Annotated in this window: 17 protein-coding genes; 2 read left to right on the top strand and 15 right to left on the bottom strand. The window is 68.5% G+C overall.

Going from position 1 to position 25,121, the window contains the following annotated elements; genetic code table 11:
• The 3 genes from DFR50_RS22490 to DFR50_RS22480 all read right to left on the bottom strand — a co-directional run.
• Positions 1–200 (bottom strand): cysteine peptidase family C39 domain-containing protein (locus DFR50_RS22490; protein WP_147262858.1); only part of this gene is annotated, 200 nt, incomplete at its 3' end.
• A gap of 47 nt (positions 201–247) precedes the next feature.
• Positions 248–2,074: a glutamine--fructose-6-phosphate transaminase (isomerizing) gene (gene glmS / locus DFR50_RS22485; protein ID WP_113891510.1), complete on the bottom strand. Its 1,827-nt coding sequence runs from the start codon at positions 2,072–2,074 to the stop codon at positions 248–250.
• Positions 2,075–2,106: 32 nt separating this feature from the next.
• Positions 2,107–2,940 (bottom strand): Crp/Fnr family transcriptional regulator, encoded by an 834-nt coding sequence (locus tag DFR50_RS22480; protein WP_113891509.1) that lies wholly within the window; start codon positions 2,938–2,940, stop codon positions 2,107–2,109.
• A gap of 404 nt (positions 2,941–3,344) precedes the next feature.
• Between DFR50_RS22480 and DFR50_RS31590 the strand changes: the two genes are divergently transcribed.
• Both DFR50_RS31590 and DFR50_RS31585 read left to right on the top strand, forming a co-directional pair.
• On the top strand, positions 3,345–3,737 hold the full coding sequence (locus DFR50_RS31590) for a hypothetical protein (protein WP_147262857.1): 393 nt from the start codon (positions 3,345–3,347) through the stop codon (positions 3,735–3,737).
• Between the two features lie 279 nt (positions 3,738–4,016).
• Positions 4,017–4,478 carry a hypothetical protein gene (locus DFR50_RS31585; RefSeq protein WP_210209006.1) on the top strand — a complete coding sequence of 154 codons (462 nt, stop codon included), beginning with the start codon at positions 4,017–4,019 and terminating at the stop codon, positions 4,476–4,478.
• A 175-nt stretch (positions 4,479–4,653) separates the two neighbouring features.
• On the opposite strand, the gene DFR50_RS22470 is transcribed toward DFR50_RS31585, so the two are convergent.
• The 12 genes from DFR50_RS22470 to DFR50_RS22415 all read right to left on the bottom strand — a co-directional run bounded on the left by DFR50_RS22470 (position 4,654) and on the right by DFR50_RS22415 (position 24,960).
• Positions 4,654–6,156, bottom strand: a complete 1,503-nt coding sequence (locus tag DFR50_RS22470) for a polysaccharide biosynthesis/export family protein (RefSeq protein ID WP_113891507.1) — start codon at positions 6,154–6,156, stop codon at positions 4,654–4,656.
• 300 nt (positions 6,157–6,456) lie between these two features.
• The gene (locus tag DFR50_RS22465; protein WP_113891506.1) at positions 6,457–7,815 is read right to left on the bottom strand and encodes a tetratricopeptide repeat protein; all 1,359 of its coding nucleotides are present in this window, start codon (positions 7,813–7,815) and stop codon (positions 6,457–6,459) included.
• Positions 7,816–7,853: 38 nt separating this feature from the next.
• Complete coding sequence (locus tag DFR50_RS22460) at positions 7,854–8,840, bottom strand: GDP-mannose 4,6-dehydratase (RefSeq protein WP_113891505.1); 987 nt, start codon at positions 8,838–8,840, stop codon at positions 7,854–7,856.
• Positions 8,841–8,868: 28 nt separating this feature from the next.
• Positions 8,869–10,245 (bottom strand): exopolysaccharide Pel transporter PelG, encoded by a 1,377-nt coding sequence (gene pelG, locus DFR50_RS22455; RefSeq protein ID WP_147262855.1) that lies wholly within the window; start codon positions 10,243–10,245, stop codon positions 8,869–8,871.
• A complete protein-coding gene (gene pelF / locus DFR50_RS22450) occupies positions 10,229–11,779 on the bottom strand; it encodes a GT4 family glycosyltransferase PelF (RefSeq protein WP_113891503.1) in 1,551 nt (516 codons plus the stop codon). Before pelF ends, pelG begins: the two co-directional genes overlap by 17 nt.
• Complete coding sequence (locus DFR50_RS22445) at positions 11,776–12,702, bottom strand: hypothetical protein (protein ID WP_113891502.1); 927 nt, start codon at positions 12,700–12,702, stop codon at positions 11,776–11,778. Before DFR50_RS22445 ends, pelF begins: the two co-directional genes overlap by 4 nt.
• Positions 12,699–13,721 (bottom strand): hypothetical protein, encoded by a 1,023-nt coding sequence (locus DFR50_RS22440; RefSeq protein ID WP_113891501.1) that lies wholly within the window; start codon positions 13,719–13,721, stop codon positions 12,699–12,701. Before DFR50_RS22440 ends, DFR50_RS22445 begins: the two co-directional genes overlap by 4 nt.
• 219 nt (positions 13,722–13,940) lie before the next feature.
• Positions 13,941–14,756 (bottom strand): glycoside hydrolase family 191 protein, encoded by an 816-nt coding sequence (locus tag DFR50_RS22435; protein ID WP_170153348.1) that lies wholly within the window; start codon positions 14,754–14,756, stop codon positions 13,941–13,943.
• A gap of 80 nt (positions 14,757–14,836) precedes the next feature.
• Positions 14,837–15,787 carry an NAD-dependent epimerase/dehydratase family protein gene (locus tag DFR50_RS22430; RefSeq protein WP_170153347.1) on the bottom strand — a complete coding sequence of 317 codons (951 nt, stop codon included), beginning with the start codon at positions 15,785–15,787 and terminating at the stop codon, positions 14,837–14,839.
• On the bottom strand, positions 15,762–16,559 hold the full coding sequence (locus DFR50_RS22425) for a nucleotidyltransferase family protein (RefSeq protein ID WP_113891515.1): 798 nt from the start codon (positions 16,557–16,559) through the stop codon (positions 15,762–15,764). The genes DFR50_RS22430 and DFR50_RS22425 overlap by 26 nt, the downstream gene beginning before the upstream one ends.
• A gap of 294 nt (positions 16,560–16,853) precedes the next feature.
• A complete protein-coding gene (locus DFR50_RS22420) occupies positions 16,854–18,713 on the bottom strand; it encodes a polysaccharide deacetylase family protein (protein WP_113891498.1) in 1,860 nt (619 codons plus the stop codon).
• 112 nt (positions 18,714–18,825) lie between these two features.
• Positions 18,826–24,960 carry an Ig-like domain-containing protein gene (locus tag DFR50_RS22415; RefSeq protein WP_113891497.1) on the bottom strand — a complete coding sequence of 2,045 codons (6,135 nt, stop codon included), beginning with the start codon at positions 24,958–24,960 and terminating at the stop codon, positions 18,826–18,828.
• Positions 24,961–25,121: the final 161 nt, after the last annotated feature.

Below are 25,121 nucleotides of genomic sequence, written 5' to 3'. Positions count from 1 at the left end.
ACGTTCGCCGCCCGAACCAGATCCTCCGAACCGGCCTGCCGCCCCGTCAGCGCAAGCTGATGCCGCAACTGCGAAGGATCCGCCGCAATCCGGTAGTACCCCGCAATCAGCGACAAGGCCGATAGTCCAGAGTCGACTTCTTCCGGCGGCGGCGCGGAGCCCGGCGCGTCGGGGTCGTTGCGAACGGCGATGTGCTGCATGGGACCCTTCCCGACCACTGCTGGCGCCGAGTCAGCGCCGCGGCGAATCACTCGACCGTGACGGACTTGGCGAGATTGCGCGGCTGATCGACGTCTGTCCCGAGCGCGAGCGCGGCATGGTAAGCTAGAAGTTGCAGCGGCAGCGCGAACACGAGCGGCGCGCAAATGGCCGGCATGGTCGGAAGCACGAGCGTTTCCCAGCGCCCCTGCGGCGCGAGCGAGGCCCCCTTCTGATCGGTGATCAGGATCGGCCTTCCTTCGCGCGCGATCACTTCCTGCATGTTGGACATCGTCTTTTCGAAGCTCGCGTCGCCCGGCGCGATCACGACGACGGGGAAGTCCTTGTCGATGAGCGCGATCGGCCCGTGCTTCAGCTCTCCGGCCGCATAGCCCTCGGCATGGATGTAGGACACCTCCTTGAGCTTGAGCGCGCCTTCGAGCGCCAGCGGGTAGCTGGTTCCGCGGCCAATGAACAAGGCGCTGCGAAAGGCCGCGACCCTGTGCGCGATCTTGCGCACCGCCGGCTCGAGTTCGAGCGCCGTCGTCATGGCGCGCGGCGTGTTGGCGAGGCCGCGCACCAGGGCCGCTTCGGCCTCGGCCGACAAGGTCCCGCGCTCCCGACCCGCCGCGATCGCGAGGCAGGCGAGCGTCGCGAGCTGGCAGGTGAAGGCCTTGGTCGAGGCGACGCCGATCTCGGGCCCGGCGACCGTCGGCAGGACGATCTCGCTCGCGCGCGCCATCGTCGAGGTCGGGACGTTGACGATCGACAGGATGCGCTGGCCGCGCGCCCTGGCGAATTCGAGCGAGGCGAGGGTGTCGGCGGTCTCGCCCGACTGCGACACGAAAATCGCCGGATTGCCCGCACGGAACGGCACGTCGCGGTAGCGGAACTCGGACGCGATGTCGATGTCGACGGGAAGTCCGGCGTAGCGCTCGAACCAGTACCGTCCGACCAGCCCGGCGAGATAGGCGGTGCCGCAGGCGGTGATCGACAGGCGATCGACGTCGCGGAAGACGCCCGCGGTCCCGGCCGGAAGCGCGACCGTCAGGCCGGGCTGTCCGAGGTGCTGGGCCAGCGTCCTGCCCAGAGCCTCGGGCTGTTCGAAGATTTCCTTGCGCATATAGTGCTTGTGCTCGGCCTTCTCGACCGCCTTGGCGTCGGTCGCGATCGCCCCTTGCGCGCGCGACAGGTTGTGGCCCTCGCGGTCGAGGAACTCGACTCCGTCGCTCTTGATGACGGTGACGTCGCCGTCCTCGAGGTAGCTGATCACGTCGGTCAACGACGCCAGCGCGAGCGCGTCGGAGCCGAGGTACATCTCGCTCTTGCCGTAGCCGACCGCCAGCGGCGACCCCTTGCGCGCCCCGACGATCAGATTGTCGTGGCCCTCGAACAGGAACGCCAGCGCGTAGGCGCCTTTCAGCCGCGGCAGGGTCGCGCGCACCGCCTCGACCGGCGCCAGTCCGTTGTGCAGTTCCTGGGCGACCAGGTGGGCGATGACCTCGGTGTCGGTGTCCGTGCGAAAGCGGGCGCCGCGCTCCTTCAGTTCGACGCGCAGCTCGTGGTGGTTCTCGATGATGCCGTTGTGGACGACCGCGACGCCGCCGACGACGTGCGGGTGGGCGTTGCGCTCGGTCGGACGGCCGTGCGTCGCCCAGCGGGTGTGGCCGATGCCGATCGCGCCGCCGAGCGGCCGGCGCGCCAGCGTCGCCTCCAGGTTCTCGATCTTGCCGACGGCCCTGCGGCGGGTCAGGCGACCGTTTTCCAGGGTCGCGATGCCGGCCGAATCATAGCCGCGGTATTCCAGCCTCCTCAGCGCATCGACGATTGAGGCGGCCGCCGGGCCACGACCGACGACACCGACTATTCCGCACATGTCTCGCTCCTGTCGTTGAATCGTGCCGGAGATCATTCCGCCGCCGACAGCGGCGCGCGGGCCGCGAGCCCGTGCGCGCCGGTTCGATCGCAGTCGGCGCCGCGAAGCGCGGTTTCCGCCCTCGCCTCGGGAAGGCAGAGGTCGGCGCGCGGCGCGTGCATCCGCCCGACCACCTCGGCCAGCAGTCCCGCGATCGGCGATTTTTTCTGCAACGCCGGCAGGTCCTTGACCCGAATGGCGTGCCGGCTCACGCGTTCGACGACGCCGCCGTCCGAGAATTTCATCATCGTCCGGCTGAGCGTGTCGCAATTGATGACGAGGTAGTTGGCGATGTCGACGCGCGACATCGGCAGCGCGACGAGAACCTCCCGGCGGTCGTCGAGCGAACCCTCTCGCAGCGCGAGCGCGAGGATGAAGGACGCGACCCGGGCCTCCGTTTCGAGACGGCCGGTCATCAGCTGGTGCAGGTTGACGCGCGTGATCTGATTGAAACACTGCTCGACCAGGAACCGCCAGCACTCCGGCTCGAGCGCGGTGGGCGACAGGTCCAGGGGTTGCAGGACGATCGCGGACGAACGGGTGATCGCCCGCAGCGACACCTTTCGCGCCGACAGGATCTTCGACGACGACACGACGTCGCCCGCCAGCAGGAAGTCGAGAACCTGCAGCTTTCCCTTCGCCGGCATGGCGTCGATCGCCAGCATGCCGTCGCGCAGGACGATCACCTTGTCGGCCAGCGGCAGCGGGAGACTCTGCTGCGCGTTGAGAACGACGCGGTCGCCTTGCGCGCACAGCGATTCGAGAAGTCGCGATTCGAGAAGTCGCGATGCGCTGACGCCGTTCACGCTCGTCTGAGAACTCTTCATCGGTCGGCCGTCCAGTGCGAGTCCAATCTTCACACTGCAAGCTAAACCGAAGTTTCAAAATCCAACTGGTCGATTTCAGACGCTTTTGAACTACATCCTACGACTTGAATTGACGAAAGGAGTAATGCCCGCGTCGTGTCGGACGTGAACCCTGCGTCACGTGCGCGTCGCGACAGCGTCCTGACGCAGCGGCGGTCAGACCCCTTGTCGGGCGAGATCGGAAGCAAAACCTGCGGGACGGCCTGGGACGCGGCGTAACGACGTTGCTGCCAATCACCCGGCGCGCGCGGGTTGGGCGCCGAGGCGATCCTGCGGCGCCAGGCCTGAGGTTATGCACGCGATGACATGGCGAGACGCCAGGGCGGCGCGCGAGCCGGGGCGACCGCCGGCGGGCCGACGCGTCCGTGGTCGTCAGGGGTCAGACCGCGCGGCTCGAGGTCCTGATCGAAACGGCGCGCGCCCATGGCGCCGACCTCCTGATCCACGACGCCGCGCCCAACGCCGACCAGACCGCGCTTCGCGCCGCCCGTGACGCGGATCCCCCGCCCGGCCGCAGCCTTCGACCTCGAAGCGATACAGGCGACGCTGACCCTCGCAGCGCAGGCGAAGAAGCCGCCCTTCATCGTCCGGAACGCAATCTTGCCGCGGCCGCCGGAGTCCGGTCCGAGGGACCGGGTCAGGCTGAAGCACGCCTCGAATGGCGGCGCCGCCTGCGACAACTTGTCACCGTAACCATCATTGCGCTCAGTTGTTTATGCGTGTTGACTTCGATGTCGCGGCCGTTTTTCGCCGCGTAAGCTACATGAACTGTGCGGAGGATTCTCGGCCCCGACGCGAGCGACGACCTCGCGCCGGCGATTCCGGACGAGGTCGATACCTGGCTTCTGTCCAACCGTGATCGCGGCGTCAGTACCGACTGCGTCGACGGCGGCGGCTGGCCAGAAAGACTGGAAGACATCTGCTCATTTTCTGAAGACTAACCTCCATGAGGATCAAACGTCCCCAGTCGGCCAAGCGCCGCCAAGTCGAGGGAGGCGGCGCTATATTCATCCACCTGATAATCGGAGATGGCGAAGATGAAACCAAGGTATCTACTGCTGCCATTAATTAGCTTAACTCTAGTATCAGCCGCCACCGCTCACGAATTTGAGCACGGGGGCGCTCTTTGCGATCATCGCATTGACTATTCAATGTGTATGCTGATGTCGAAAGCGGAAAGCAATAAACAGGTTAAGCGATTGGACGGCTGGTATGTCTCAGCATCGACCTTATGGCTGGGATATCCTCGCTCTTGTATCATTGCGGGATCAGATACTCGTTTTGAGTTCCATGCCGTCCGACAAACGGAGGCAATTTCGTCCAATCCCTGGGTAGGATTATCTCTTGATGATCCAACTTATCGAGCGATGATGACGCATACCAAATGGGGAGCTCGTATTTATGAAGTCGTCCGAGACAGAGGCTGGCTCGATACCCCAGAACTTCATGAAATGACAGGGGAAGAAGCCTTGGCGCTGGGTGTGCCGCGCTGTCGATAGTTCAAGATTTTCGCAAAGGCGTCCATAGCCCGTAGGGCGGTGTGGCCGTGAGGGGGCCGCAACGCCAACAGTCCAGCGGCCCCCCGGATGGCGTCGCTCGGCTCGCGATAACAGCGTTCTTCCGCGCGGGGCGCGGCCCGGGTGGGGGCTGGGACGGTGCCCGTCGCGCGGGCGCTCACTTCACCTTCAGCACGTCTCCCGGCTTCAGCGGCGACGTTTCCGACGCCGGAAGGATCGCGACGCCCTCTCCGCCTTCGCGCAGGATCTCGTAGTGCGGCTGCGCGCCGGGACCGACGAAGCCGGAGAGGATCGTCGCCATGGATTCCGCCGAGCCCGCGGCTTCACGCGCCTCCGCGATGTCCTTGTCCACGGCCGCGATCTCCTTCGCCAGATCCGTCGTGTAGTCGAGGGCGTCTCTGCCGCTGTCGTCCTCGGCCTGGGCGAGGCGCGCCTCGGCTTCGACCAGCGTCACGCGGCAGTCCTGGCGGCGCGCCTCGATGTCCGCCAGTTCCGTGCGCAGCGTCAGGATATGGTCGCTCGTATCGACGCCGCGGTCCTTCAGCTTCTGCATCGTGTCGAGGCGCTCGGCCCGCATCTCCCTTTGAATCTCGAACTGGTCGAGCTTGGCCTTGATCGCCTCGACTTCGTTGCGCGCCGCGTCGATTCTGGCGGCGAGCTCCTTTTCGTGGCTCCGGCGCCTGGCTTGCTCCGCCTGCAAGATGGCGCTCTCCGCCGCGCCGAGGGACTGCCCGTCCCGCGGCGGCTCGGCGGATCCCGGAGGCGGAGGCTGCCCGTCGTCGGCGATCGGGATCGCGCGCGGCGCGCCGTCGGACGACAGGAGACCGAACGATTGGCCGCGCTGGGCTTCCAGCCGGGCCCGGCGCGCCGTCAGCCGGTCGAGCTGGAGGTTCGCCAGCCGGAGCCGCTCCATTTCCCGGGCGCCCTCCACCAGGGTCGAGGGGTTGTCGGCGCCGCGGCCGAGACCGCCGGCCAGCGCCACCGCCTGCAGCACGAACAGGCCCTCAGCATAGTGGACCGCGCCCGGGTTCCGGACCGGTCCGACGACGTAGACGGGCGCGCGATCCACGATTCTCGCGTCGATCCGTGCGCTTCGCCCGGTGACGGCCGCGAACGAGGCCGCCAGCTCGCTGCGGAGGTCGTCCAGGTCGCGTCCGGCCGCGTGGATTTCGCCGAGCAGCGGAACGGAGAGGCCGCCGTTCCCCTCGACCAGATACTCTCCGCTCAGGTCCATCCGCTGATAGAACGTGCGCAGTCCGCCCTGGGGGTCGCCCCAGCCCCGTTGCGCCCCGCCGAGGTCGACCGTCTCGAAAAATCCGAGCTTGAGCTTGTCTCCCCTTTCGACCTTCCCTCCGTCCGGCGCCGAAGGGGCCGGCGCGCGATCGACCGCCGACGCCGCGGCCATCCTCTGCGCCGGAACCGGCTGGGGCTTCGCCGGCTGCGCCGCCTCGGGACCGCCGCCGCCCGGGAACTGCAGGTCCGGCGTTGGAAACAGCGGCCCCGCGCTCTTCGCGGGCGTCGGCGCCGGCGGCGAGAGCCCGGCGCCGAGCTGCGCCTCGCCAACCCGGGCCTCGCCGACCCGGCCGCCGTCGTGGGAAACGCTCGGAAGCCCGACGGTCGCGACCAGCGCCATGGTGGAGGCCTTGATGAACGAGTGCATGTCGCCCCTCCACGTTGCGATATCGCGACGCCGATCGAACGACGCCTCGACCGGCGGCGCCAGGAAACCCGTCTGCGGCGCGAAGCCGCGCGCTGCGGGCTCACGGCTCGCCGAGGCGTATCGGCGGCCGTTCCGTCGCCGCGAGCAACGCCCCGTATACCGAGATCAGTGTGTCTCTTCGGCCGGGAACGCCAGCGCAAATGTCTGACTTGGATCGGCGTGAAGGCGTCGCGGGACGGACTGCTTCGCTTCACTCGCAACAACGCGGGGTTGAACGGCGCCCCGCGGCGGCGATCGGCGCTAACGCCCCGCCGCGTTCCAGATCAAGTCGAGCGCCATCACCCGGTCGCGCTTCGCCGTGTCTCTCGCCAGACCGGGCGCGAGGTCCGCCGGCAGACGTCCCTCGGCCAGGAGTTTCGCCAACCCCGCCATCGCCTCCGGCGCCATCTCGAGCCGGCGACAGAGCGCGAGCCAGGGGGCGAGGCGCTCGGGCCGCAGCGCCTCCGGATCGACGCGGCGAAGATACCAGCGCGCCGCTTCCGGGTTTCCGTCGGCGAGCGTGAGTTCGGCGGCGAACAGCGGCCGCGCCGCGAGAACCTCGTTCGACAGCAAGGGTCGGACCGCCGACAGCATCGGGGCGCCGAACGCATCGACGAGGTCCTCGGCGAGCTGCCCCAGCGCGGACGCGTTCGACCGGCTCCGCGCCAGGCGCAGGACGACGCGCAGCCCGTCGCCCGGGTCTCCGAGCCGCGCCGCCAGCTGAACGAAGGCGTGCAGATGCGGTCCATCGGCCCCCCTCGCGCCGTCGGCCCAGCGCACGAGCATGGCGCGCGCCAGGCCAGGACAGTCCTTGCCGGCGAGGAAGCTCGCCATGTCGAGGGCCGCGTCCGGCGCGCTGTCGGCGTAGGCGACCGCCAGACGGGCGGCTTCGCCGGCGTCGCCTGACTGCGCGACCCGGAGAATCAGCTTTCCCGACAGGTAGGGGCTGCGCCAGTCGGCCATCCAGGCCTTCAGGCGCGCGTCGACGTCGTCGACCGCGCCGATCGAAATCATCACCTCGAGCAGCAGGAAGCGGCCTTCGCTCGCCTCGGGCGGCGCGTCGAGATCCGCCTGCTCGAGCCACTTCCTCGATTCCCGCCATTCGCCGCGGACCGCCAGAAGCGCTCCCAGCCGTTCCAGCTGGGACGAGTCGAGGTCGCCCTTTTCCGCGTAGGTCTCGAGCGCGCGCGCCTCGTCGTCGGCGCGCCCGTGCAGACGATAGAGCTCGATCAGCCGGGTGACGCGGGCGGGAGTGGGCCTCTCCGCCGCCACCCGCGCCATGGCGTCGAGATAGCGATCCGTCATCCCCCCTTGCAGCAGCAGTTCGGCTTCCCGCTCTCGCGCCGCGCCGTCGTCCGGGCGCGCCGCCAGATAGGCGTCGAACGCGGCGACGGCCCGCGAGACCTCGCCGAGCGCGGCGTAGGAGCGGCCCAGCGCCGCCAGGATGTCGGGATCGCCGGGCGCCGCGGCGAGCCGACGCTCGAGCAGCGCGATCGCCTCGGCGTGGCGACCCTCGCCGGCGAGCATCGCGGCCTGCTCGCCGCGCTTCGGAGACAGGACCGCCGCCGCCGCCAGCAGCGACCCGATCACCACCACGATGAACAGGCGCGCGCGCGTCATTCAACGCGGACTCAGGTTCCTGCGCGCGGAAAGCCGCTTCATTTGACGTAACCGTCGGCGTGGTAGAGCGACAGGTGGTCGCGAACGAATTCGATCATGCGCCCGAGCCCCTCGTCGAGCGGCACGACCGGCGACCAGCCCATGACCTTGCGGGCGCGACTGTTGTCCGAGACGAGCTTCATCACCTCGCTCGCCGAGGGACGCAGCCGCTCGTCGTCCTGGACGAGCGGTTTCTCGACCGCCATCAGCGCCAGGATCCGCTTGGCGAACCAGCCGACGGAAAAAGTCTGACCGGTGCCGAGATTGATCGTCTCGCCCTCGATTCCCGGCGTCGCCCCCGCCGCCAGGAACCCCGCGACCGTGTCGCTGACGAAGGTCATGTCGCGCTCGGGCGCGAGCGAGCCGAGTCGGATCTCCCGGGCTTTCAGCGCCTGGGCGATGATGGTCGGAATGAACGCGCGCGCGCTCTGACGGGGCCCGAAGGTGTTGAACGGCCGCACCGTCGTCACCGGCGTCTCGAACGAGCGAAAGTAGCTCTCCGCCAGCTTGTCGGCGCCGATCTTCGAGGCCGAATAGGGCGATTGGCCCTGCAGCGGATGGCTCTCGTCGATCGGGGTCCTGAGCGCCGTCCCGTAGACCTCGGAAGTGCTGGTGTGCACCAGCCGCCCGACGCCGAACTGGCGCGCCGCCTCGAGCACGTTCAGGGTGCCCTCGACATTGGTGCGGACGTAGGTGCGCGGCGCCTCGTAGGAGAACGGGATCGCGATCAGCGCGGCGAGATGGAACACGACGTCCTGGCCCTTGACCGCCCGATAGACGAAATCGCTGTCCTCGATCGTGCCGCTGACGATGCGGATCTCGCGACGGAGGTCGGCGTCGCTCAGGGCGAGATTGCCGATCAGCGATCCGGAATTGTACCGGACCATGGCGGTCGTCGTCGCGCCGGCCCGGACCAGCGCTTCGGTCAGATGACTGCCGATGAAACCGCCCGCCCCGGTGACGAGGACTTTCTTGCCTTTCCACATGTCTTATCGCTCCTGCCGATTATGAAGACTATACTGATGTGTTGTTGGTAATGAAGGCGTGATAGTGGAGCCACGACAGCTCCTTGATGACGAGGCCGAAGCCGACCAGCAGGGTCAGCGTGGCGGCGATCATGTTGCCGTAGCCGTAGAGGTCGGGACCGAGCGGCAGCAGAGCCGCGGTCAGCAGCCCGTTGAACACGAGATAGGTCGTCACGATCAGCAGCGCCGGCCGGCGCAGGTCGAGCTGAAGCAGGAAGCTGAAGCAGAACATCGCGCTGGTATAGAAGGCCATAGAAAACAGAGAGACCCTAAATATTCCCATGTACGAGGGGCGCAGTCCGAGCGAAGTCATGAACAGGAACGAAACCATGATCATGATCGCCGCGACGACGACCAGCGCTCCGAACAGGCCGAACATGCTGGAGATGACGTGTCGTCCGATGTCGTGAACGATCTCGTTCAATTCACGAAGGCTCGCCCGCTGCTGCACCCTCCGGTAATAAGTGCGCACCAGGGTGGCGAACTGGGTCTCCACGTGGACGAAGAACACCGCGATGATCGGGATCGACGACAGTTGCGCCCAGAACATCGCCGAATCGTAACTGGGCATCGTCTGGAGCGCGCCGGCGACCCGCAGGCCGCCGGGAACGTCGGAGCGCCACATGATGAGTTTGTCGACCCACAATCCCAGCGCATAGGCCGCGCCCGCGGCCGGCAGCTCCCATTTCCTCCAGACGCTCGCCCTCAGGCCGGGATCGACGACGATCTTGGCGCCGAAGCGGCGCACCACCGCCCCGAGAAGGATGAGGTCGATGACGGCGAAGCTGCCGTTGAACGCGACGAGCAGCGTGTTCGCGTCGGGCTCGTGGAGAACGCCGCCGAGCGCCAGCATGGTCGCCGCGCCGGCGCCGAAGGCGACCAGCACCGCGTTGTAGGCGCGGATCGCGCCGAGGAACGGAATGAGAAGCCAGGAGCAGCCGATCAGCATCGCGTTGAACAGGCTCGACACCGCCGCCGCGGGCCCGAGCGTCGTGGCGAAGACGTAGAACGGCGCGACGATCGCGAGCGACAGGACGGCGAACAGGCCGAGGGAAGCGACGACGCCGGAGAAGACGTTCGCGGCGCGTCCGCGCTCCATCTGCTCGGACGCGTAGCGTCCGGTGACGAAGGCCAGCGGGCTGGTGACGATCAGCGCGTACATGGAATTATAGATCACGATCGAGCGAAACACGGTCAGGTCGGCGCAGGACCCGTCGCAGGGCACGGCGTTGAGGCTGAGGAGCCCGAGGACGGTGAAGATCCACGGGCCGGCGACGAGCAGCGCGGCGTAGAGATAGGCGCCGAGCAGGCCGGACAACGTTCCCCGGCGGGTCATGAGCTCGATGGCGCTATTGACGCTTTTCAAGGACGCCTCCCGCAACGATCGGACGCGCCGGCGACATCAGCTCGGCCCACAGGCTCTCGTAGAGCCGGGTGACGCGGTCCTTGTGGTAGTAGGATCCCACCCGCCGCCGCATGACGTCGGCCATCTGCCTCCGCATCGCGCCGTCGAGCAGGATTTTCGCCAGCGCTTCCGCCATCGCCTTGGGATTGCAGGGCTCGACGACATAGCCGCCGCGCCCCGCGACCGGATCGCCGGAAAAGCCCTCGATGATCTCGCGGCACGACCCGACGTCGGTGGTCACGATCGCAAGGCCGATCGCGGCGGCCTCGAGAACGGCGATCGGCTGCGCCTCGCTGATGCTGGAGAGCGCCAGCACGTCGGACGAAGCCAGATATTTCATCACGTCCGGCACGCGGCCGAGGAATTCGATCGCCTGCTCCGCGCCGAGCTGGCGCACCAGTTGCCGGCATTCGGCGGCGTATTCCGGATCCTCGTCCTCCGGCCCGATCAGGATCGCCAGCACGTCCGGCACGAGGTCCTTGAGCAAGGCCACCGCCATGATGAAGGTGCGCACGTCCTTGATCGGCACGATGCGCCCGATCATCACCACGGTCGGCCGGCGCGGCGCGTCGCTTCTCGGGATCGCTGCGAGCTTCGCGACGTCGATGCCGTTGGGGATGATGCGCAGCTTTTCGCTCGGCGCGCCGTCGGCGCGCTGGAACGACTGGTTGGCGCGGTACTGCGTCGTGATCACGTCGGCGGCCGCATAGCCGATCCGCGAAAAGGACTGAAACGCATTGAGCCAGATCGAGCGCAACTCGGCCGGCTCGACGGCGACGTCGAAGCCTCCGCCGCCGGATTCGAACAGCCAATCGGCGACCGCGAGCTCGATCCGGCGTTCGTTGGTGTAGATGCCGTGCTCGGTCACCAGCAGCGGCGTCTTGGTCACCAGCCGGGCGTAACTGCCGAGCACGCCGGAATATCCGGTCGCGACGGCGTGGAACACCCGGGCGCGCGGCAAGGGCGCGCTCGTCATCGCCAGCAGGCTGCGCACCAGAAAGCGCCAGGACCAGAAGAAATCGAGCAGCGAGCAATTCGGCGACAGGCGATGATAGGCCTGCTCCATCGCGCGCCAGCCGGCTTTCGAGTCGAGCAGCGCCGCCTGCCCGAAGCCGGTGACGCGCAGCTCGGCGATCAGCGCCTCGAAGGCCGAGCCGTCGTCGTGGCTGAGCGCGATCTCCGCCAGCCCGAGGATGTCCCGGATCCGCTCGCCCTCGCGCGGCCAGGGCGCCCGCCCGCGCGGACAGGCGTCGAGGATGACGTCCGTGACCCCGAGCGCATTGTCCGGCAGCTTGTAGCTTCGCCGGCGCGGCTGATTGGAGATCGTGATCGAGATCACGTGGAAGGAGAGCTGCGGCGACGCCCGGATCAGCGCGTCGGCCCAGGCGGCGACGCCGCCGACGACATAAGGGTAGCCGCCTTCGACGATGAGGCAGATGTCGGCCGCGGGGCCCGGGGCGCTTCCGCCCCGCGAGGATCCGGCGCGCGCTGTCATCGGGCGACCGCCGCGAGCAGCCGTTGCGCCTTATCGAGCAACAGGCTCCCTTCGCCGCGCGGTTCGATCTCGATGGCGCGCAGGAGATCGCCGATGGCGATTTCGATTTGCGCGCGCGCCCGGGAAGGCTCGAGGAGCCCGCTGTCGGCGTAGGCGAGCCGCGCCTGGGCGAGCGTCAGCCAGGTCCGCTCGAGCTTCGGCTCGGCGGCGACCTCGGCCTGGCGTTCGCCGATCGCCCGGCCGTACGCGCCGTTCAGCTTGGCCATGACGGTCGCCGCCAGGACGCGCACGGAGGCGTCGGGATCATAGAGGCCGCGTCTCAAGACGGCGGCGAGCTGCGCGTCGTAGTTCCTGTAGACCACGCGCAGCGCCTCCAGCCGCTCCGACCGCGAGCCTTCGGCGATCACGTCCATCAACGGCCGGATGCCGTGCGCGCCCCTGAGACGGACGCGGCGGTCGAGCAGCGCCGTGTGGACGCGCTCGACCCGGGCGCTTCGCGACGGGTCGTCCGCCGCGCTCTCCGCATCGGCCTCGCGCGATGCGCGCTCGGCGGGCGGCTCGGCGGGAAGCGTCAGCGCGGCTGCGGCGAAGGCGCCGAAAGGACCGGCCGCGGCGGACCAGGCCACGATCTGCAGCGCCGTCGTGGTCCCCTCGTCGGCGGGCGCGCGCCGCAGCCGGCGGATGAGCCAGGCCGCGACGACCGCCGAGACCGCGACGTGGACGACCCCGTACGGGACGAGCGCGATCGCCCCCGCCACGAGCGCGAGAAACAGCCCCGTCTGCCAGGCGAGGACGAGGACGACGAAGGTCGCGAGCCAGCCCGTCGGCCTCGCGCGGCGCAGGCCGCTCAGCGCCCGCGCCACGGCCGCAAGCGAAGGGCTCGCCGCCCGGGCGAGCGCGGCGCCGGTCGCGCCGCGGCTCATGGCCGGTTCCCCGGGGTCGCGTTCGGGCAGGCGGCGAGGAGGGTCGCGAGCGCGCTGGCCAGGTCTTCGGCCCGGCGTCCGAACTGCCGCAAGTCCTGCGATTCCTGAAGGTCGCACACGATCGCCGCGAGGCGTTCTCCGCCGACGCCGGAGGGCGGCGCGACGACGATCCGGCGTCTCGGGCCGAAAGCGTCGCCCTCCCCGGCGACGACGCCGCGCCGCGCGCCTTCTGCGATCATCGATTCCATGTCGGCCTCGGACAGCGTCGCCATCGCCGCCGTCGGACAGGGCGCATCCCTCTCGACCGCGCACACCGGCGCATAGCCGCCGCCGACGCGCAGGTAGAGGACGAAGGTCGCCGTGCCGGTCCCGGCGCGAAACAGCTCGCCGAAGCTCGCCGCGGCGGCGCGGCGATCGCTCAGGTCGATCTGGGCGAGGCTGCGCGACATCGCCGCCACGCTGCCCGCGTCTTCGGCGATGCGGCGCTCGAGCGCGTTGATTTCCGCGACCGCCTGCTCGAGGCCGTCGCCGATGTCGGCGGCGCGCCGGCGACAGAGGGCGAACTGCTCGGACAGCTCCGCGTACTGATGCAGGTGCAGGCTGCGCAAGCCGCCCAGCACCAGCGCCGTCGCCAGCCACATCGCCGGCTGCACTGCCACGTTGCGCGCGTAGGCGTAGAAGTCCTGCGCCGCCGATTGCGGCGAAAGCCCGAGGACATAGACGCCCGAGGCCACGACGGCGGCGATCATGCCGCCGGAGACTCCGTACTGGCACGAGGCCAGAAGCACGGGAAGCCAGTAGGGATGCGGCAGGCCCGCGAGGTCGGCGTCGCCGGCGAGGCGATGCGCCCCGACGGCGATCACGGCGAGGAACGCCGTCGTTTCCAGCGCCTGCCGGCGCCAGCCGGCGAACGGGCCGGGACCCGCGCGGGCGCCGGGGTTCGTTTCCGCGCCCGGCGCCGCTTCGGAGGCGCCTCGCAGCGCAAACAGGCGTTCGAGCTTGATCGACGTCGTCGACATGGTTCTTCCCGCGTCCCGTGACATGCGCCGCCAGACATGGACCGCCGCACCGGCCGCTGGCTTCGCGGGGTCTCGCGTCCGGGACCAAGGCCGGCCCGAGGCCGGTATTGTTGTAAACGTTGACAGCAATGAAAGCGAAAGAGGAAGTCTGATCCAGGTCTGAACTGGCCCATCAATCCGTCTGGGCGAGCATCCGTGCGAAAATGGCGAGCTCAGGCGTCAGCCTTCGTCCGGGACAATCTGGTTGAGCAAAGGCGTTGCGACATAGGGGTGATGTCCGAGGGCCCGCTCCCGCCGATAGATTTCCCTGATCGTCGACCGGTCCTTCGGGTCCCAGTAGTCCAGACTGAGGATCGGCAGCCGCTGGCGCGCCGCCTTGTTCAGCGCGGCGAGCTGGATCGCGACATCGCCGCTGTCGAGCCAGCGAAATCCTCCCGTCTTCGGGTCCGGCGACGTCAGCAAGCTCTCGGCGATGACCGCGTCGACGCTGCGGATCACCTCCGGCAGCAGGGCGTAGCCGCGATTGACGACCAGCGTCATGTCCGGACATTGCGCGCGAACGGCTGCGACCAGCCCGACCGCGGCGGCGCGCATGCCCTGGTATTGCGCCGGATCGACCGCTTCCAGGTAGGGCGGGGTGTCGAGCGTGTCGAGCATCAGCCCGGTGAAGCCGCGCGCCGCGAGCGCCGGGATCACCCGGTCGAGAAGGAGCGCGCGCCAGGCGGGCCGCCGCACGTCGACGCGCCGCGTTCCCGGCCAGGCTGGATTCGGCGGCAGCAGCGCCGCGTCGTCGAGATCGGCGAACCAAGGGTCCGCGGTCCTGATTTCGCCGAGACTGACGTAGCCGCACACGCGCGCGCCCCGGCTCGCGATCCGGCCCAGGTCGCCCGTGAAGCCTGGATCGAGCACGACGAGGTCATAGCCGCCGAGGACGGCCTCGTCGGCCGTCGCGCCGTAGAAGGCGAGCCAGCGTATCCGCCGCGCGTTGGCGGGCAAGGCGCTGGCGCGGGATGCGTCGCCGTTCGCTGTCGCCACGATCAGAGCTCCGGCGGCGAGAAGCAGGTCGCGACGCGTCAGGCCGGGGGCGGAGGCGGTCGGCCGGCGGCCCGTCCCGATCACGACGCCTGCGCCCTGCTCTCTTCCGTGGACCGGCACACGCGGGCGATCACGGCCGGGAAATCAGTCGGCGGCGGCGGGTGGCCGAGCCTCGCCAGCCGGTCGACGCTGCCGACGATCGTGCGCGGCTCGTTCCCACGCAGCCGACTCCGATCGATTTCGATCACGACCTTCCGTCCGGACCGCTCGATCAGCATCTCGACCAGATCCCCGAGCCGAACCGCCCGCCCGCTGCACAGGTTCACGACGCCGCAGGCGTGCGGATCGTCGGCGAGCGCGCCGAGGAGCGTGGCGACGTGCGCGACGTCGATCATGTCGCGCCGGACGTCGATGTCGCCGACGCGCAGCGTCCCGCCGCCCTCCGGCATCGCCCAGATTTGCCGCGCGAAATCCGGGAGGGCGAGGTGCGCCGGCATGCCCGGTCCGATCGGGTTGAAGATGCGCGCCACGAGCGCCGACGCGCCCGTCGATTCCGCAAAGGCGAGCGCGGCCCGCGTCTGCGCCAGTTTGGTCGCTCCGTACACCGACAGCGGCGCGCACACGGCCGTTTCGCGAACCGGTTCGCCGTCCCGGATCGCGGCTCCGTACTCCGCCGCGCTGCCGGCGACGACCAGCCTCGGTCTGAGGCCGGTGCGCCGAAGCGCGTCGAGGAGGCTCTGCATGAGGCCGACATTGACGGCGGCGAGCTCGGCTGCGCTTCCCTTGGCCGATCCGGCCAGATGAACGATGCAGTCGGGGGCAACGGTCTCGAGCGCGCGATCGAGCCCGCTCCCGTCCCACCCGTCTTCGCCGAGCGCGATCTCCCTCGCGCCGTCCGGGTCGCCGGACGGCCAGCGGCTGATCGTCCAGGTCGCGACGCCGCGGCGGCGCAGGGCGCCGACGAGGCTCCGCCCGATGAATCCCTTCCCGCCGGTGACGAGGACGTTACGGAGCGACAAGGAATGCGTCACGATTTTCCTCGTACATTTTCTGGGCAAGGGCGAAGTCGTCCGGCCGTCCGATGTCGAGCCAGACGCAATCGTCCCGGAAGCACAGCACGCTGCCGTCGGCGGCCTGCATCTTCAACAGAAGCGTCGGCATATCGAGATAATCGACGTTCTCGACGTGCGCCCGGACCGCCTCACGCCGGAGAATATACACGCCCATGCTGACATAATACTTGCTGGTCGGCTTTTCCCGATAGGCGCTCAGGCGATCCCGCGCGTCGAATTCGATCAACCCGAAATCGATCTTGTTTTCCCGCTCGAAGATGCCGATCGAGGCGTCGGCGCGCTCCGCAACGTGGGTCCGGGCCATCCGGGCGAGGTTCATCGTCGTCAGCAGATCGCCGTTCGTCAGGAAGAAGGTTTCGTCGAGACGGTCGAGGATGTTGCCAAGCGCGCCCGCCGTTCCCAGCGGCTTGTCCTCGGCGCTGTAGATCAGCCGCAGACCGAGTTCGGAGCCGTCGCCGAAATAGGCCTGGATCAGATGACGCAGGTGATTGACGGCCAGGATCACTTCCTGCACCCCCGCGGCCTTCAGCCGGCGCAGCAGCAGCTCCAGGACCGGCGTCTCCCCGAGCGGCATGAGCGGTTTGGGGAATGACGCGGAATAGGGATGAAGCCGGGTGCCCTTGCCGCCCGCCATGATCACCGCCTGGCGCACGAGCGCCTGCGGCGGTTCGCGCACGAGGTCCGGTAAGTCTGCGAGCGGCCGGGTTCCCGGCCAGGAAAGCTCGTTCATTCACGCCTCCTTCGATCGCGATGACGGCGCCTGTGACGTGGCGCTGAACGCGCTCCGCCGGGATCCGGCGGCGGCGCTTCGGCTCCGATGGCTGCCCATGTCCGGACCGCCCTTTTCGACAAACGGGGGCTCAGGGCATCCTTCATGATCGACACAAGCTCGTTACTGTTCCCAGTGTATTGTTTATGCTGTCGCAAATCCAATCTAAAACACTGATCGTGGTCAGACGTGATAGGTCCAGTCAAAGTAATACTAATCGCTCGAGCGAGCGTATCTGAGTCAAATATTACATAATCAATTGCCTCGTGACGCCGAGTCGACAATGCAGCCGATCCGAACATTCACCGGCTCGATCGCCGATAGCGGAAGAGTGAAACGCAATTGTCCCGCCGGGTCCGACTCCGCCTCGCCCCGCCAGAGGTCTTGGCCTTTCCGGTCGACGGAAATCGTGTACCGGCCGGAAGCGCCCGACCAGGAGAAGGAGCCGTCGCCGTAGCCATGCGCCTCGAAGCGCAATCCGCACCCCTCCCTGACGACGGTGTGGATCATCCATCGGCTGTCGACGAGCGCGAGACCGCCGGCGGAAGCCGCCGAGGATTGCGCCGCCAGGGCGACGATCGCCGGGTCGACCCGCTCGTCGAGCGCCACGTAGAGCGTCGATCCGACCTGCTTCGAACCGATCACGCCGACGCTCGCGCGGTAATCGACGACGCGCCCCTCCGCGGCGTCGAAGCGGACCGTCTGCAGCGCGCCGCGGTCGCTGATGCGCCAGGCCGCCGCGCCGATCCGCTCGATCCGCGCGTTCTGGAAGCCGACGACGATGGCGGCGTAGCGGTTCGCCGACACCGGCGTCACCGGCGCCGCGCTGGCCGCGCTGAGGATCGTCTGAACCGATCGCAGCAGCGCCGGGTATTCGCCGGCGTAGGCGTGCTCGTTGAGATTGAACGGCTTCAGCCGTCGCGGCGAGTCGGTTCCCGCGACGGTCTGCAGGAGGGCGGCGAACCCGCTTTCGCCCGGCTCGCTCTGGCTGGCGTAGGCCGCATCGTCGCTCATGGGCTTGTTGATGAAATGTTCCGGCTCCGCGCTGAACAGGGGCGCGAGGTTCGAGACCGACGGATATTCGGAATCGAACCGCGAAAGCGTCACCTGCAGCGGCCGCCCCAGGAGATCGACGCCCGGCTCCTTCAGCACCTGCTTCAGGAGGAGCTGCGTCTGCGAGCCGCTCTTCTCGGAGTTCGCCAGTTCCTGCCCGTGCAGCTCGAGGGTGGCCGGCAAGCTTCGATACGGTTCGATCAGCTGATGGAAATCCACCTCGCCGGCCGTCGCCGACCCGTCCCCGAACGCTTCGATCCGGCTCGGCCGCGTCAGCCCGTCGCTTCCCAGCACGTTGAAGTAGATGCGGTTCCCCGAGGCCGTCGTCGTGTCGGGAATGGGCGAATCGTCGGCGCCGAAGGCCGCGCGAAAGAAGTCGAACGGATTGATCAGCCATTGGCCCTGATAGAGCGGCGGCCGCTGGTGGCACATTTCGTAGTTCCAGGCGGCGTAGGCGCCCCTCTCGCCGATCGAAACCAGGACGGAGGTCCGCGCCCCGTCGTCGGGTGGCGTTTCCAGCATCACGCCGACCCGCTCGAGCGCGTTCGCGGCCTCGAGGATCGGATAGTCCGGCAGCACCGGGCCGAGCCGGCACTCGAACTGAACGAGGCCCGAATCGGCCAGCGTCACGCGCGTGCCGAGCGTCGGACCGACGATGTCCCCGGTATGGCGCACCCCGGCCGGCCCGAGCAGCCGGTTGACGGCCGGAAGGGTGTCGGGATTGATCGGGGCGCCGACATCGCCGAGGATTACGTAACGCAGGTTCGCTTGCAGAACACGATCCGCCCAGTCGAGATAGCCGTCGCCGTCGGCGACCGGACCCGCGAACCACGTCAGCACGCCCCGGTAGCGCGCGATCTCGGCCGCCTCCGGCAGCTTCGCGCGGACATCCTGAAATCTCAGGATGTACCCGAGGTGGTTGAGCGGCATCTCGGCGAACCGATGAATACGCGTGGCGTTGGCGACGCCCTCCTGCGCGCTGTCGTACAAGGCGAGGATTTCCCGCTTGACCGGGATCGCCGCCTGCGCGTGGGCGGCGCCCGCGCCGAGCGCCTGGAGCACGATCGCGGCGAACCCGGCGCATTGGCCGAGGGTTCGCCGCCACGCCCGAGGGTTCCGCCGGGGCGGCCGCCTTGCGGCGGCCGTTCCCGGCGAACGACGTCCGGTCACGGCGTCAGGCCTTGAAGTTCGCGGCCGACAATCCGGACGACACTCCGGCCAGCCCGATCGCCATCAGACTCGTATCGCCAGTCGAAAGCGCGCTGCTGGAGGTGTTGACGTAGACCATCGCGCCGCCGCCCGAATAGAGCCAGGCGACCGAGTCCGCGGCCACCGTCGACCCGCTCGACAGCGCGCCCTGGATGGTCAATCCGGGACTGATCGCCGAGAGGTTCAGGAGATCGTTGATGGACTTCCCGGCCGCGAAACCGGTGATCGTGTCGTGGCCCGAGCTCGTGTTGGGCGAGGCGCCCGTCGCCGACCAGACGAAGCTGTCGGCGGCGGTGTGGCCGGTGACGGTGATGCTGTCGCCTTGGCCGTTGACCGCGATCGTGTTTCCACCCTTCGAGGCGGTGACCGTATCCGTGCCGCTGCCCGTCAGGATCGACCCGGCGCCCGTCGCCGTGACGGCGAGCGCGCCGGAGTAGCCGCTCGCGTCGAGCCCGCCGTTCAGGTTCGAGACGGTTGCAGCGCCGGACCCCGACAGCGTCAGGGTGCTGGTGGACGCCAGCGACCCCGCGTTGATCGACAGCGCGCCGGTCGAGTCGTCGGCGATCGCGATCGAGCCCGACCCCGTGGTCACGGTCTGCGGCGCGCCGCCGCTCGTCGTCACCTTCAGGGCGCCCGCCTCGGCGCTCGCGTCGAGGTCGCCCCCGAGCGCCGTCACCGTCACCGCGCCCGGTCCGATCAGCTTCAGTGTGCCGGTCATCGCGCCGGCGTCGACCAGCGTTGCGCCCGTACCCGTGGTGATCGACAGGGAGGTCGACTTCGTCGTGACCGACAGCGCGCCAGTGAGATTCCCCGCCATGACGTTCGCGGCGACGCCGGTGAGCGTCTCCGCCGCTGCGCCCGCCAGCGTCAACGTCTTGCCGGATCCCATCGCGCTCGCGTCGACCGTGACGCTGCCGCCCTTGACGCTGTCGGCGACCGTCGTATTTCCCGAGCCGGCCGTGATGCTCTGCGGCGCGGCGCCCGTGGCGGTCACCGAGAGCGAGCCCGTGTCGCCGGTCGCGACGAGCGCGCCCTTGAGCGCGCTCACCGAGACCGTACCGGAGCCAGCCACCGTCAGCGTGCTGCTGGAAGCGAGCGCGGCCGCATTCACGAAAAGCGTCGCCGGGGTGGCCATGGCGTCGGTGACGCTCGTCGCGCCGGCCCCGGTGACGACCGTCTTGACCCCGGCGCTGAGGGCGTTCGCTCCCAGCGTCACGCCGCTCGCGCCGGTCAGGCCGAGGGTCTGGATGGCCTGAACGTGGGCGAAGTCCGAGTCGCTGAGCTGAGTCGCAGCGGACAGTTGCAGCGTATCGGTCCCGCCGTCGCCGTTGATCAGCGCCGCCGCCGACAGGGCCGCTTCGGAGGCGAACGTGAACACGTCGTTCCCGGCCGTCCCCTCGGTGACGGGGGCCGAAGCGGCGCCGGCGGAGGTCGCGGTGTAGACGCGGATCGCGCCATTGGTCTCGGCGGTGGCGAAGGTCCAGGCGCCGGACGCCGAGGCGGTCGTCGTTCCGAGCGCCGTCGCCCCATCGTAGACCGTCACCGTCGCGCCCGCGGTCGCCGTGCCGCCGAGGACCCAGTGGCCCGTCGCGCCGGAGCCGGAATAGCTCTCGGACGCGATTGTCGGCGTTCCCGCCGCGCTCGTCGCAACCGTGAAGACGACCGCGTTCGAGGCGCCGGTGTTTCCGGCCGCGTCGGTGTCGCTGGCGGTGATGCTGTTCGAACCCGCGCTCAGAGCAACCGTGGTCGACCACGCCCCGTTGCTGACCGCCGCTGTCCCGACCTGCGTTCCATTGTCGTACACAGTCACCGTCGAGCCGGCCGCAGCCTCGGTCGTCGTCACCGTGCCGGCGATCGTCTGCGTCGTCTCGCTGGTCGTCCCACCCGCGGTCGTGATCGCCACCGTCGGCGGAACGGTGTCCAGCGTGAACGTCGCCGCGGCGCTCGTTCCGGTGTTCCCGGCCGCGTCGGTGTCCGAGGCGGTGATGCTGTTGGCGCCCTGGGCCAGGGTCACCGTGGTCGACCACGCCCCGTTGCTGACCGCCGCCGTCCCGACCTGCTTGCCGTTGTCGAAGAGCGTCACCGTCGAGCCGGCCGCCGCCCCGTTCGCCGTCACCGTGCCGGCGATCGTCTGCGTCGCCTGGTTGGTGGTCGCGCCCGCCGTCGTGATCGCGACCGTCGGCGCCGACGTGGCCAGCGTGAACGTCGCCGCGTCGCTCGTTCCGGTGTTTCCGGCCGCGTCGGTGTCCGAGGCGGTGATGCTGTTGGCGCCCTGGGCCAGGGTCACCGTGGTCGACCACGCCCCGTTGCTGACCGCCGCCGTCCCGACCTGCTTGCCGTTGTCGTACACAGTCACCGTCGAGCCGGCCGCCGCCTCGGTCGTCGTCACCGTGCCGGCGATCGTCTGCGTCGCCTGGTTGGTGGTCGCGCCCGCCGTCGTGATCGCGATCGTCGGGGCGACCGTGTCCAGCGTGAAGGTCGCCGCGGCGCTCGTACCGGTGTTTCCGGCCGCGTCGGTGTCCGAGGCGGTGATGCTGTTGGCGCCCTCGGACAGGGTGACCGTGGTCGACCACGCCCCGTTGCTGACCGCCGCCGTCCCGACCTGCTTGCCGTTGTCGAAGAGCGTCACCGTCGAGCCGGCCGCCGCCTCGGTCGTCGTCACCGTGCCGGCGATCGTCTGCGCCGCCTGGTTGGTGGTCTTGCCCGCCGTCGTGATCGCGACGGTCGGCGCCGCCGTATCCAGCGTATAGACGACCGGGGCGGAGGTTCCGCTCAGATGGCTCGCGTCGACGTCGGTGGCGACGATGGAGTGCGTCCCGTCGCCGGTCAGCGTCACCGTCGCCGTCCAGGTCGGCAGCCCGCCCGCGACCCCGGCCTGAACCGTCGCCGTGCCGAGCGGCGTGGTCGAGCCGTTGTCATAGAGCGTGATCGTCGATCCGACGACCTGGCTCGCGTTCGGCTCCGTCACGGTGCCGGCGATCGTCACGACCTTCTGGTTCGTCACGCCGCCGGTTCCGGCGATCGTCACCGTCGGCGCCGTGAACACGAAGGCCGCGCCGGCGACCGCGGTCGCGCTTTCGGTGATGGTGACGGTGTGCTGGGCCGGAACCCCCTGCGGCGAGGCCGAGGAAATCGCCTCCGCGCCGTCGTTGAACGTCAAGGTCAGCTCGTCGCCGTTCAGCACGGCGGTCGGCGCGGCCGCGCCCGTCCCCGTGTTCGTCGACTGGATCGAAATCACGCCCGCCCCTGTCGTCGGCGTCTTGAGGTGGATTTCGACCGCGCCGGAGCCGGTGAACGAGGCCGTCAGGTCGGCGCCGTCGCCGCTGACCGACTGCAGGTCGGCGCGCATCGGCAGGGAATCGACGTGGGTGACGTCGTCCTGGGTCGCGCCGAGCGTGACGGTGAAGGTCTCCGCCGCGCCGCTGGTGTCGTTGGCGAGAAAGACGCTGTCCGTGTCGTAGGCGTACCAGGCGCCGGCGTTCTTGATCACCTGGCCGGCGGCGCCGTTGACGACGTTGAGCGCCATCGCCCCGAGGTCGGTCTTCCCCGCGCCCGGGGTGACCGACGCGGTGATGACGGAGCCGCTGGTCGTCTCGGAGAGCGTCGCGGCCTGCTCGGCCGCGACCCGCTGCGCGAGGTCCTCCGAGGTCACGAATTCATAGCCCGCATTGTATGCGTATTGGATGTAATCCGCGTACAGCGCCTCGGAATATCCGGGCGGGGCGGTGCCGGCGCCGCCCGTCGCAAAATCGGTGATGCCGTAGTCGTGCCACGGCCAGACGATGATTGGCGTCTCCGAATTCGCGGACAGCTGATTGAACAGCGACTCCCAGTCGGTGAGGCTCGAGGCAGCCGTCTTGTCCTCGTACTGGACCTCCGAGAAATCGAAGGTGACGTTCGGCGCGATATAGACCGAGCTGGTTTCGGACGGGGTGATGTAGCCGATCGCGTTCGGAGAGCCGGAGCCCACGCCGGTCCAGCCGCCGCTCACGTAGCCGGTGACGCTGGAGGTGGTCGGGAAATACGACAGGATCTGCTCGGAGTCGGGCAGATAGTCGTTGGCGCCCGGGACCGCCGCGCCGGCGACCGTGATGCCGATATTCGAGGACTCCGTCGCCTTCGATGCTCCAAACTCGTAGGCGTAAGTGAACGATCCGGTCCCGGTCGCCGACAGGTAGTTGGTGTTCTCCGTCGGAACGGCGAAGGCGAGCGTGGTCCCCGGGGGGATGTCGGCGAGGACGCCCTGGTTTGCCGTCCCATATCCGCCGGGCATGTATGTCAGGGTCAGCGTGTACGTTCCGTCTGAATTGGCCGTCACCGCCGAGACGATCGTGTTCGCGCCGATGGCGCTCGCGTTGGACGGGTCGGTGACGATCATGCCGAGCGTCGCGCCGTTGTACGCGGGCAAGGCGCTGACCTTGATTTGCGTCGAACCGGCCGCTGCATCCGCGGTCGTGGTCGCCGGCACTGTCGTGGTCGGCGGGTTGAGCAGATGGGTGGTCGAGTGATCGCCGATCTCGTTCCCCATCTGGAGCAACTGGTCGTAATAGGGGGTGGAAACGGCCCAGTTGGTCGATTCGCCGGCCGCCGTGTTGTCGCCGATGTTGATGAAGTAAGTGCCGACGAAATCGTATTGATTGTACAGAGACTGCAGGATCGGGATCAGCTCGGTGTAAATGCCCGAACCGGTCGTGGGGCTGACGTCCGACGGGAACTGCGACTGATCCATGTCGGTGCGCGAGTTCAGGATGCCCTTGAATCGGGTGATGTCCAAGGCGAGGCTCGGCGTCGTGCCGAACACGGCGTTCTGGATGACGTGCTGCAACAGGTTGCTGTCGCCGAACAGGCCGGTGGTGGCGAAATCCGTCGAACCGGTCGAGGACTGCACGACGCCCGGCAGCGTCGCGCCGCCGGCAATGTCGATGTCGGCGATCGTCGTGGCCGGCGCCGTGTAACCGGTGAAGGTCGTATAGCCGGAGTTCGTGTAGTAGCCCGTCGTCGTGCCGGCGAACAGTCCGCTCGCGCCGCCGATCAGTTGGCCGGAGGTATAGCCGGAGAGAATGGGATTCTTGTTGGAGAGCGCCGTCGGGTCGGGTTGCACCGAATAGGTCGCCGTGCCGTAGCCGGAAGGCGCCAGGTTGAGCACGCTCTCCATCGCCGCGTACGAGTTGCCGGACAACGGATTGCCGTTCTGATCATTCGTCATGAAGTCGCCGGACGTGATGATCGGAATGTCGTCGGTCTGGACGAGCTGTTGCAGAGTGCTTTCGATCGCCGCGGCCTGGCTCGACTGAACGTCCTGGAAGTCCGGAAAGATCAACGCGCTGTATTGCGAAAGCTCGGCGGCGTTGGTGAGATCGGCCTCGGTCAGCAGATCGTAGGACACGCCGGCGGCGCGCGCCTGCTGCTGCGCGTCCATGAACAGATCGGCGTAGGCGGATTCGCCGGCCGCGCCGCCGCCGTAATAGAGCGCCGCCGTCGTTGCCGAATAGACGATGCCGACCTTCTTCACCGCGTGGCTCGTCGTCGTCCCCCCGGTCGTCGGCGCGGCCACCACGTACTCCGGATTGGCGTTGAAATCGCCTGGCAGCCCGACGGCGTTGTTGACCAGGGCGGCGAAGTCGATCGAGGTCGGCGCCGCGCCGCCGGACGGAGTGAGCAGCGACCGCGGGATCGCGATCTCGACGCTCTCGCCGTTGCTGGAAAAGGCGTAAGGCAGCGGCTGGCCGTTGTTGAGCTCGGTCGTCACGCCAGCCGACGTCACCGAATACAGGAAGGGCTGGAGCACGCCGTTCGAGCTCGCGAATACGATCTCGTATTCGGCGCCGATCTTGCCGGCCGCGAACGACGGGCTGTAGCCGGTCGCCGTGCTCTGGTCGGTGTTGAGATAGATCGTCGTGCCCGCGGCGATCACCTGATCGGTCGAACTGGTCGCGTCGATGCCGATCACATAGGTGGGGCCGAGCGTCGCGTCATTCAGGTCGACGCCGTAGACCTGATAGCCCGTGACAGTGTTCGCCGACGTCATCACCATGTCGCTGGCCGCGAAATCCGTGAACGTTCCGTCGAGCGTGATCTGGTTTCCGATTGTGGTCGCCATCGCGGTGACTCTCCCGAGATAATTGAGCCGGTCCAAACTGTGACTGGCGCGCGAGCGGGCGCGTTGCCCTCGGAGACACCGAGACCAATCGGTAACGATCTGCGAGCTGCTGCGTTGGGTCGGCGCTTGCCGAATCTGCCGTCTCGCCTCTTTCGTAAAAG

Origin of the sequence: Roseiarcus fermentans, from assembly GCF_003315135.1 — a bacterium.
GTDB lineage: Bacteria > Pseudomonadota > Alphaproteobacteria > Rhizobiales > Beijerinckiaceae > Roseiarcus > Roseiarcus fermentans.
This window is presented reverse-complemented; position numbering and strand designations above follow the sequence as displayed.

Excerpts from the sequence above, each read along its gene's own strand:
- DFR50_RS31585 (WP_210209006.1), top strand. The coding sequence starts at position 4,017 with ATGAAACCAAGGTATCTACTGCTGCCATTAATTAGCTTAACTCTAGTA.
- DFR50_RS22445 (WP_113891502.1), bottom strand. The coding sequence starts at position 12,702 with ATGAGCCGCGGCGCGACCGGCGCCGCGCTCGCCCGGGCGGCGAGCCCT.
- DFR50_RS22465 (WP_113891506.1), bottom strand. The coding sequence starts at position 7,815 with ATGACGCGCGCGCGCCTGTTCATCGTGGTGGTGATCGGGTCGCTGCTG.
- pelF (WP_113891503.1), bottom strand. The coding sequence starts at position 11,779 with ATGACAGCGCGCGCCGGATCCTCGCGGGGCGGAAGCGCCCCGGGCCCC.
- DFR50_RS22460 (WP_113891505.1), bottom strand. The coding sequence starts at position 8,840 with ATGTGGAAAGGCAAGAAAGTCCTCGTCACCGGGGCGGGCGGTTTCATC.
- DFR50_RS22415 (WP_113891497.1), bottom strand. The coding sequence starts at position 24,960 with ATGGCGACCACAATCGGAAACCAGATCACGCTCGACGGAACGTTCACG.
- DFR50_RS22470 (WP_113891507.1), bottom strand. The coding sequence starts at position 6,156 with ATGCACTCGTTCATCAAGGCCTCCACCATGGCGCTGGTCGCGACCGTC.
- glmS (WP_113891510.1), bottom strand. The coding sequence starts at position 2,074 with ATGTGCGGAATAGTCGGTGTCGTCGGTCGTGGCCCGGCGGCCGCCTCA.
- DFR50_RS22440 (WP_113891501.1), bottom strand. The coding sequence starts at position 13,721 with ATGTCGACGACGTCGATCAAGCTCGAACGCCTGTTTGCGCTGCGAGGC.
- DFR50_RS22480 (WP_113891509.1), bottom strand. The coding sequence starts at position 2,940 with ATGAAGAGTTCTCAGACGAGCGTGAACGGCGTCAGCGCATCGCGACTT.
- DFR50_RS22425 (WP_113891515.1), bottom strand. The coding sequence starts at position 16,559 with ATGAACGAGCTTTCCTGGCCGGGAACCCGGCCGCTCGCAGACTTACCG.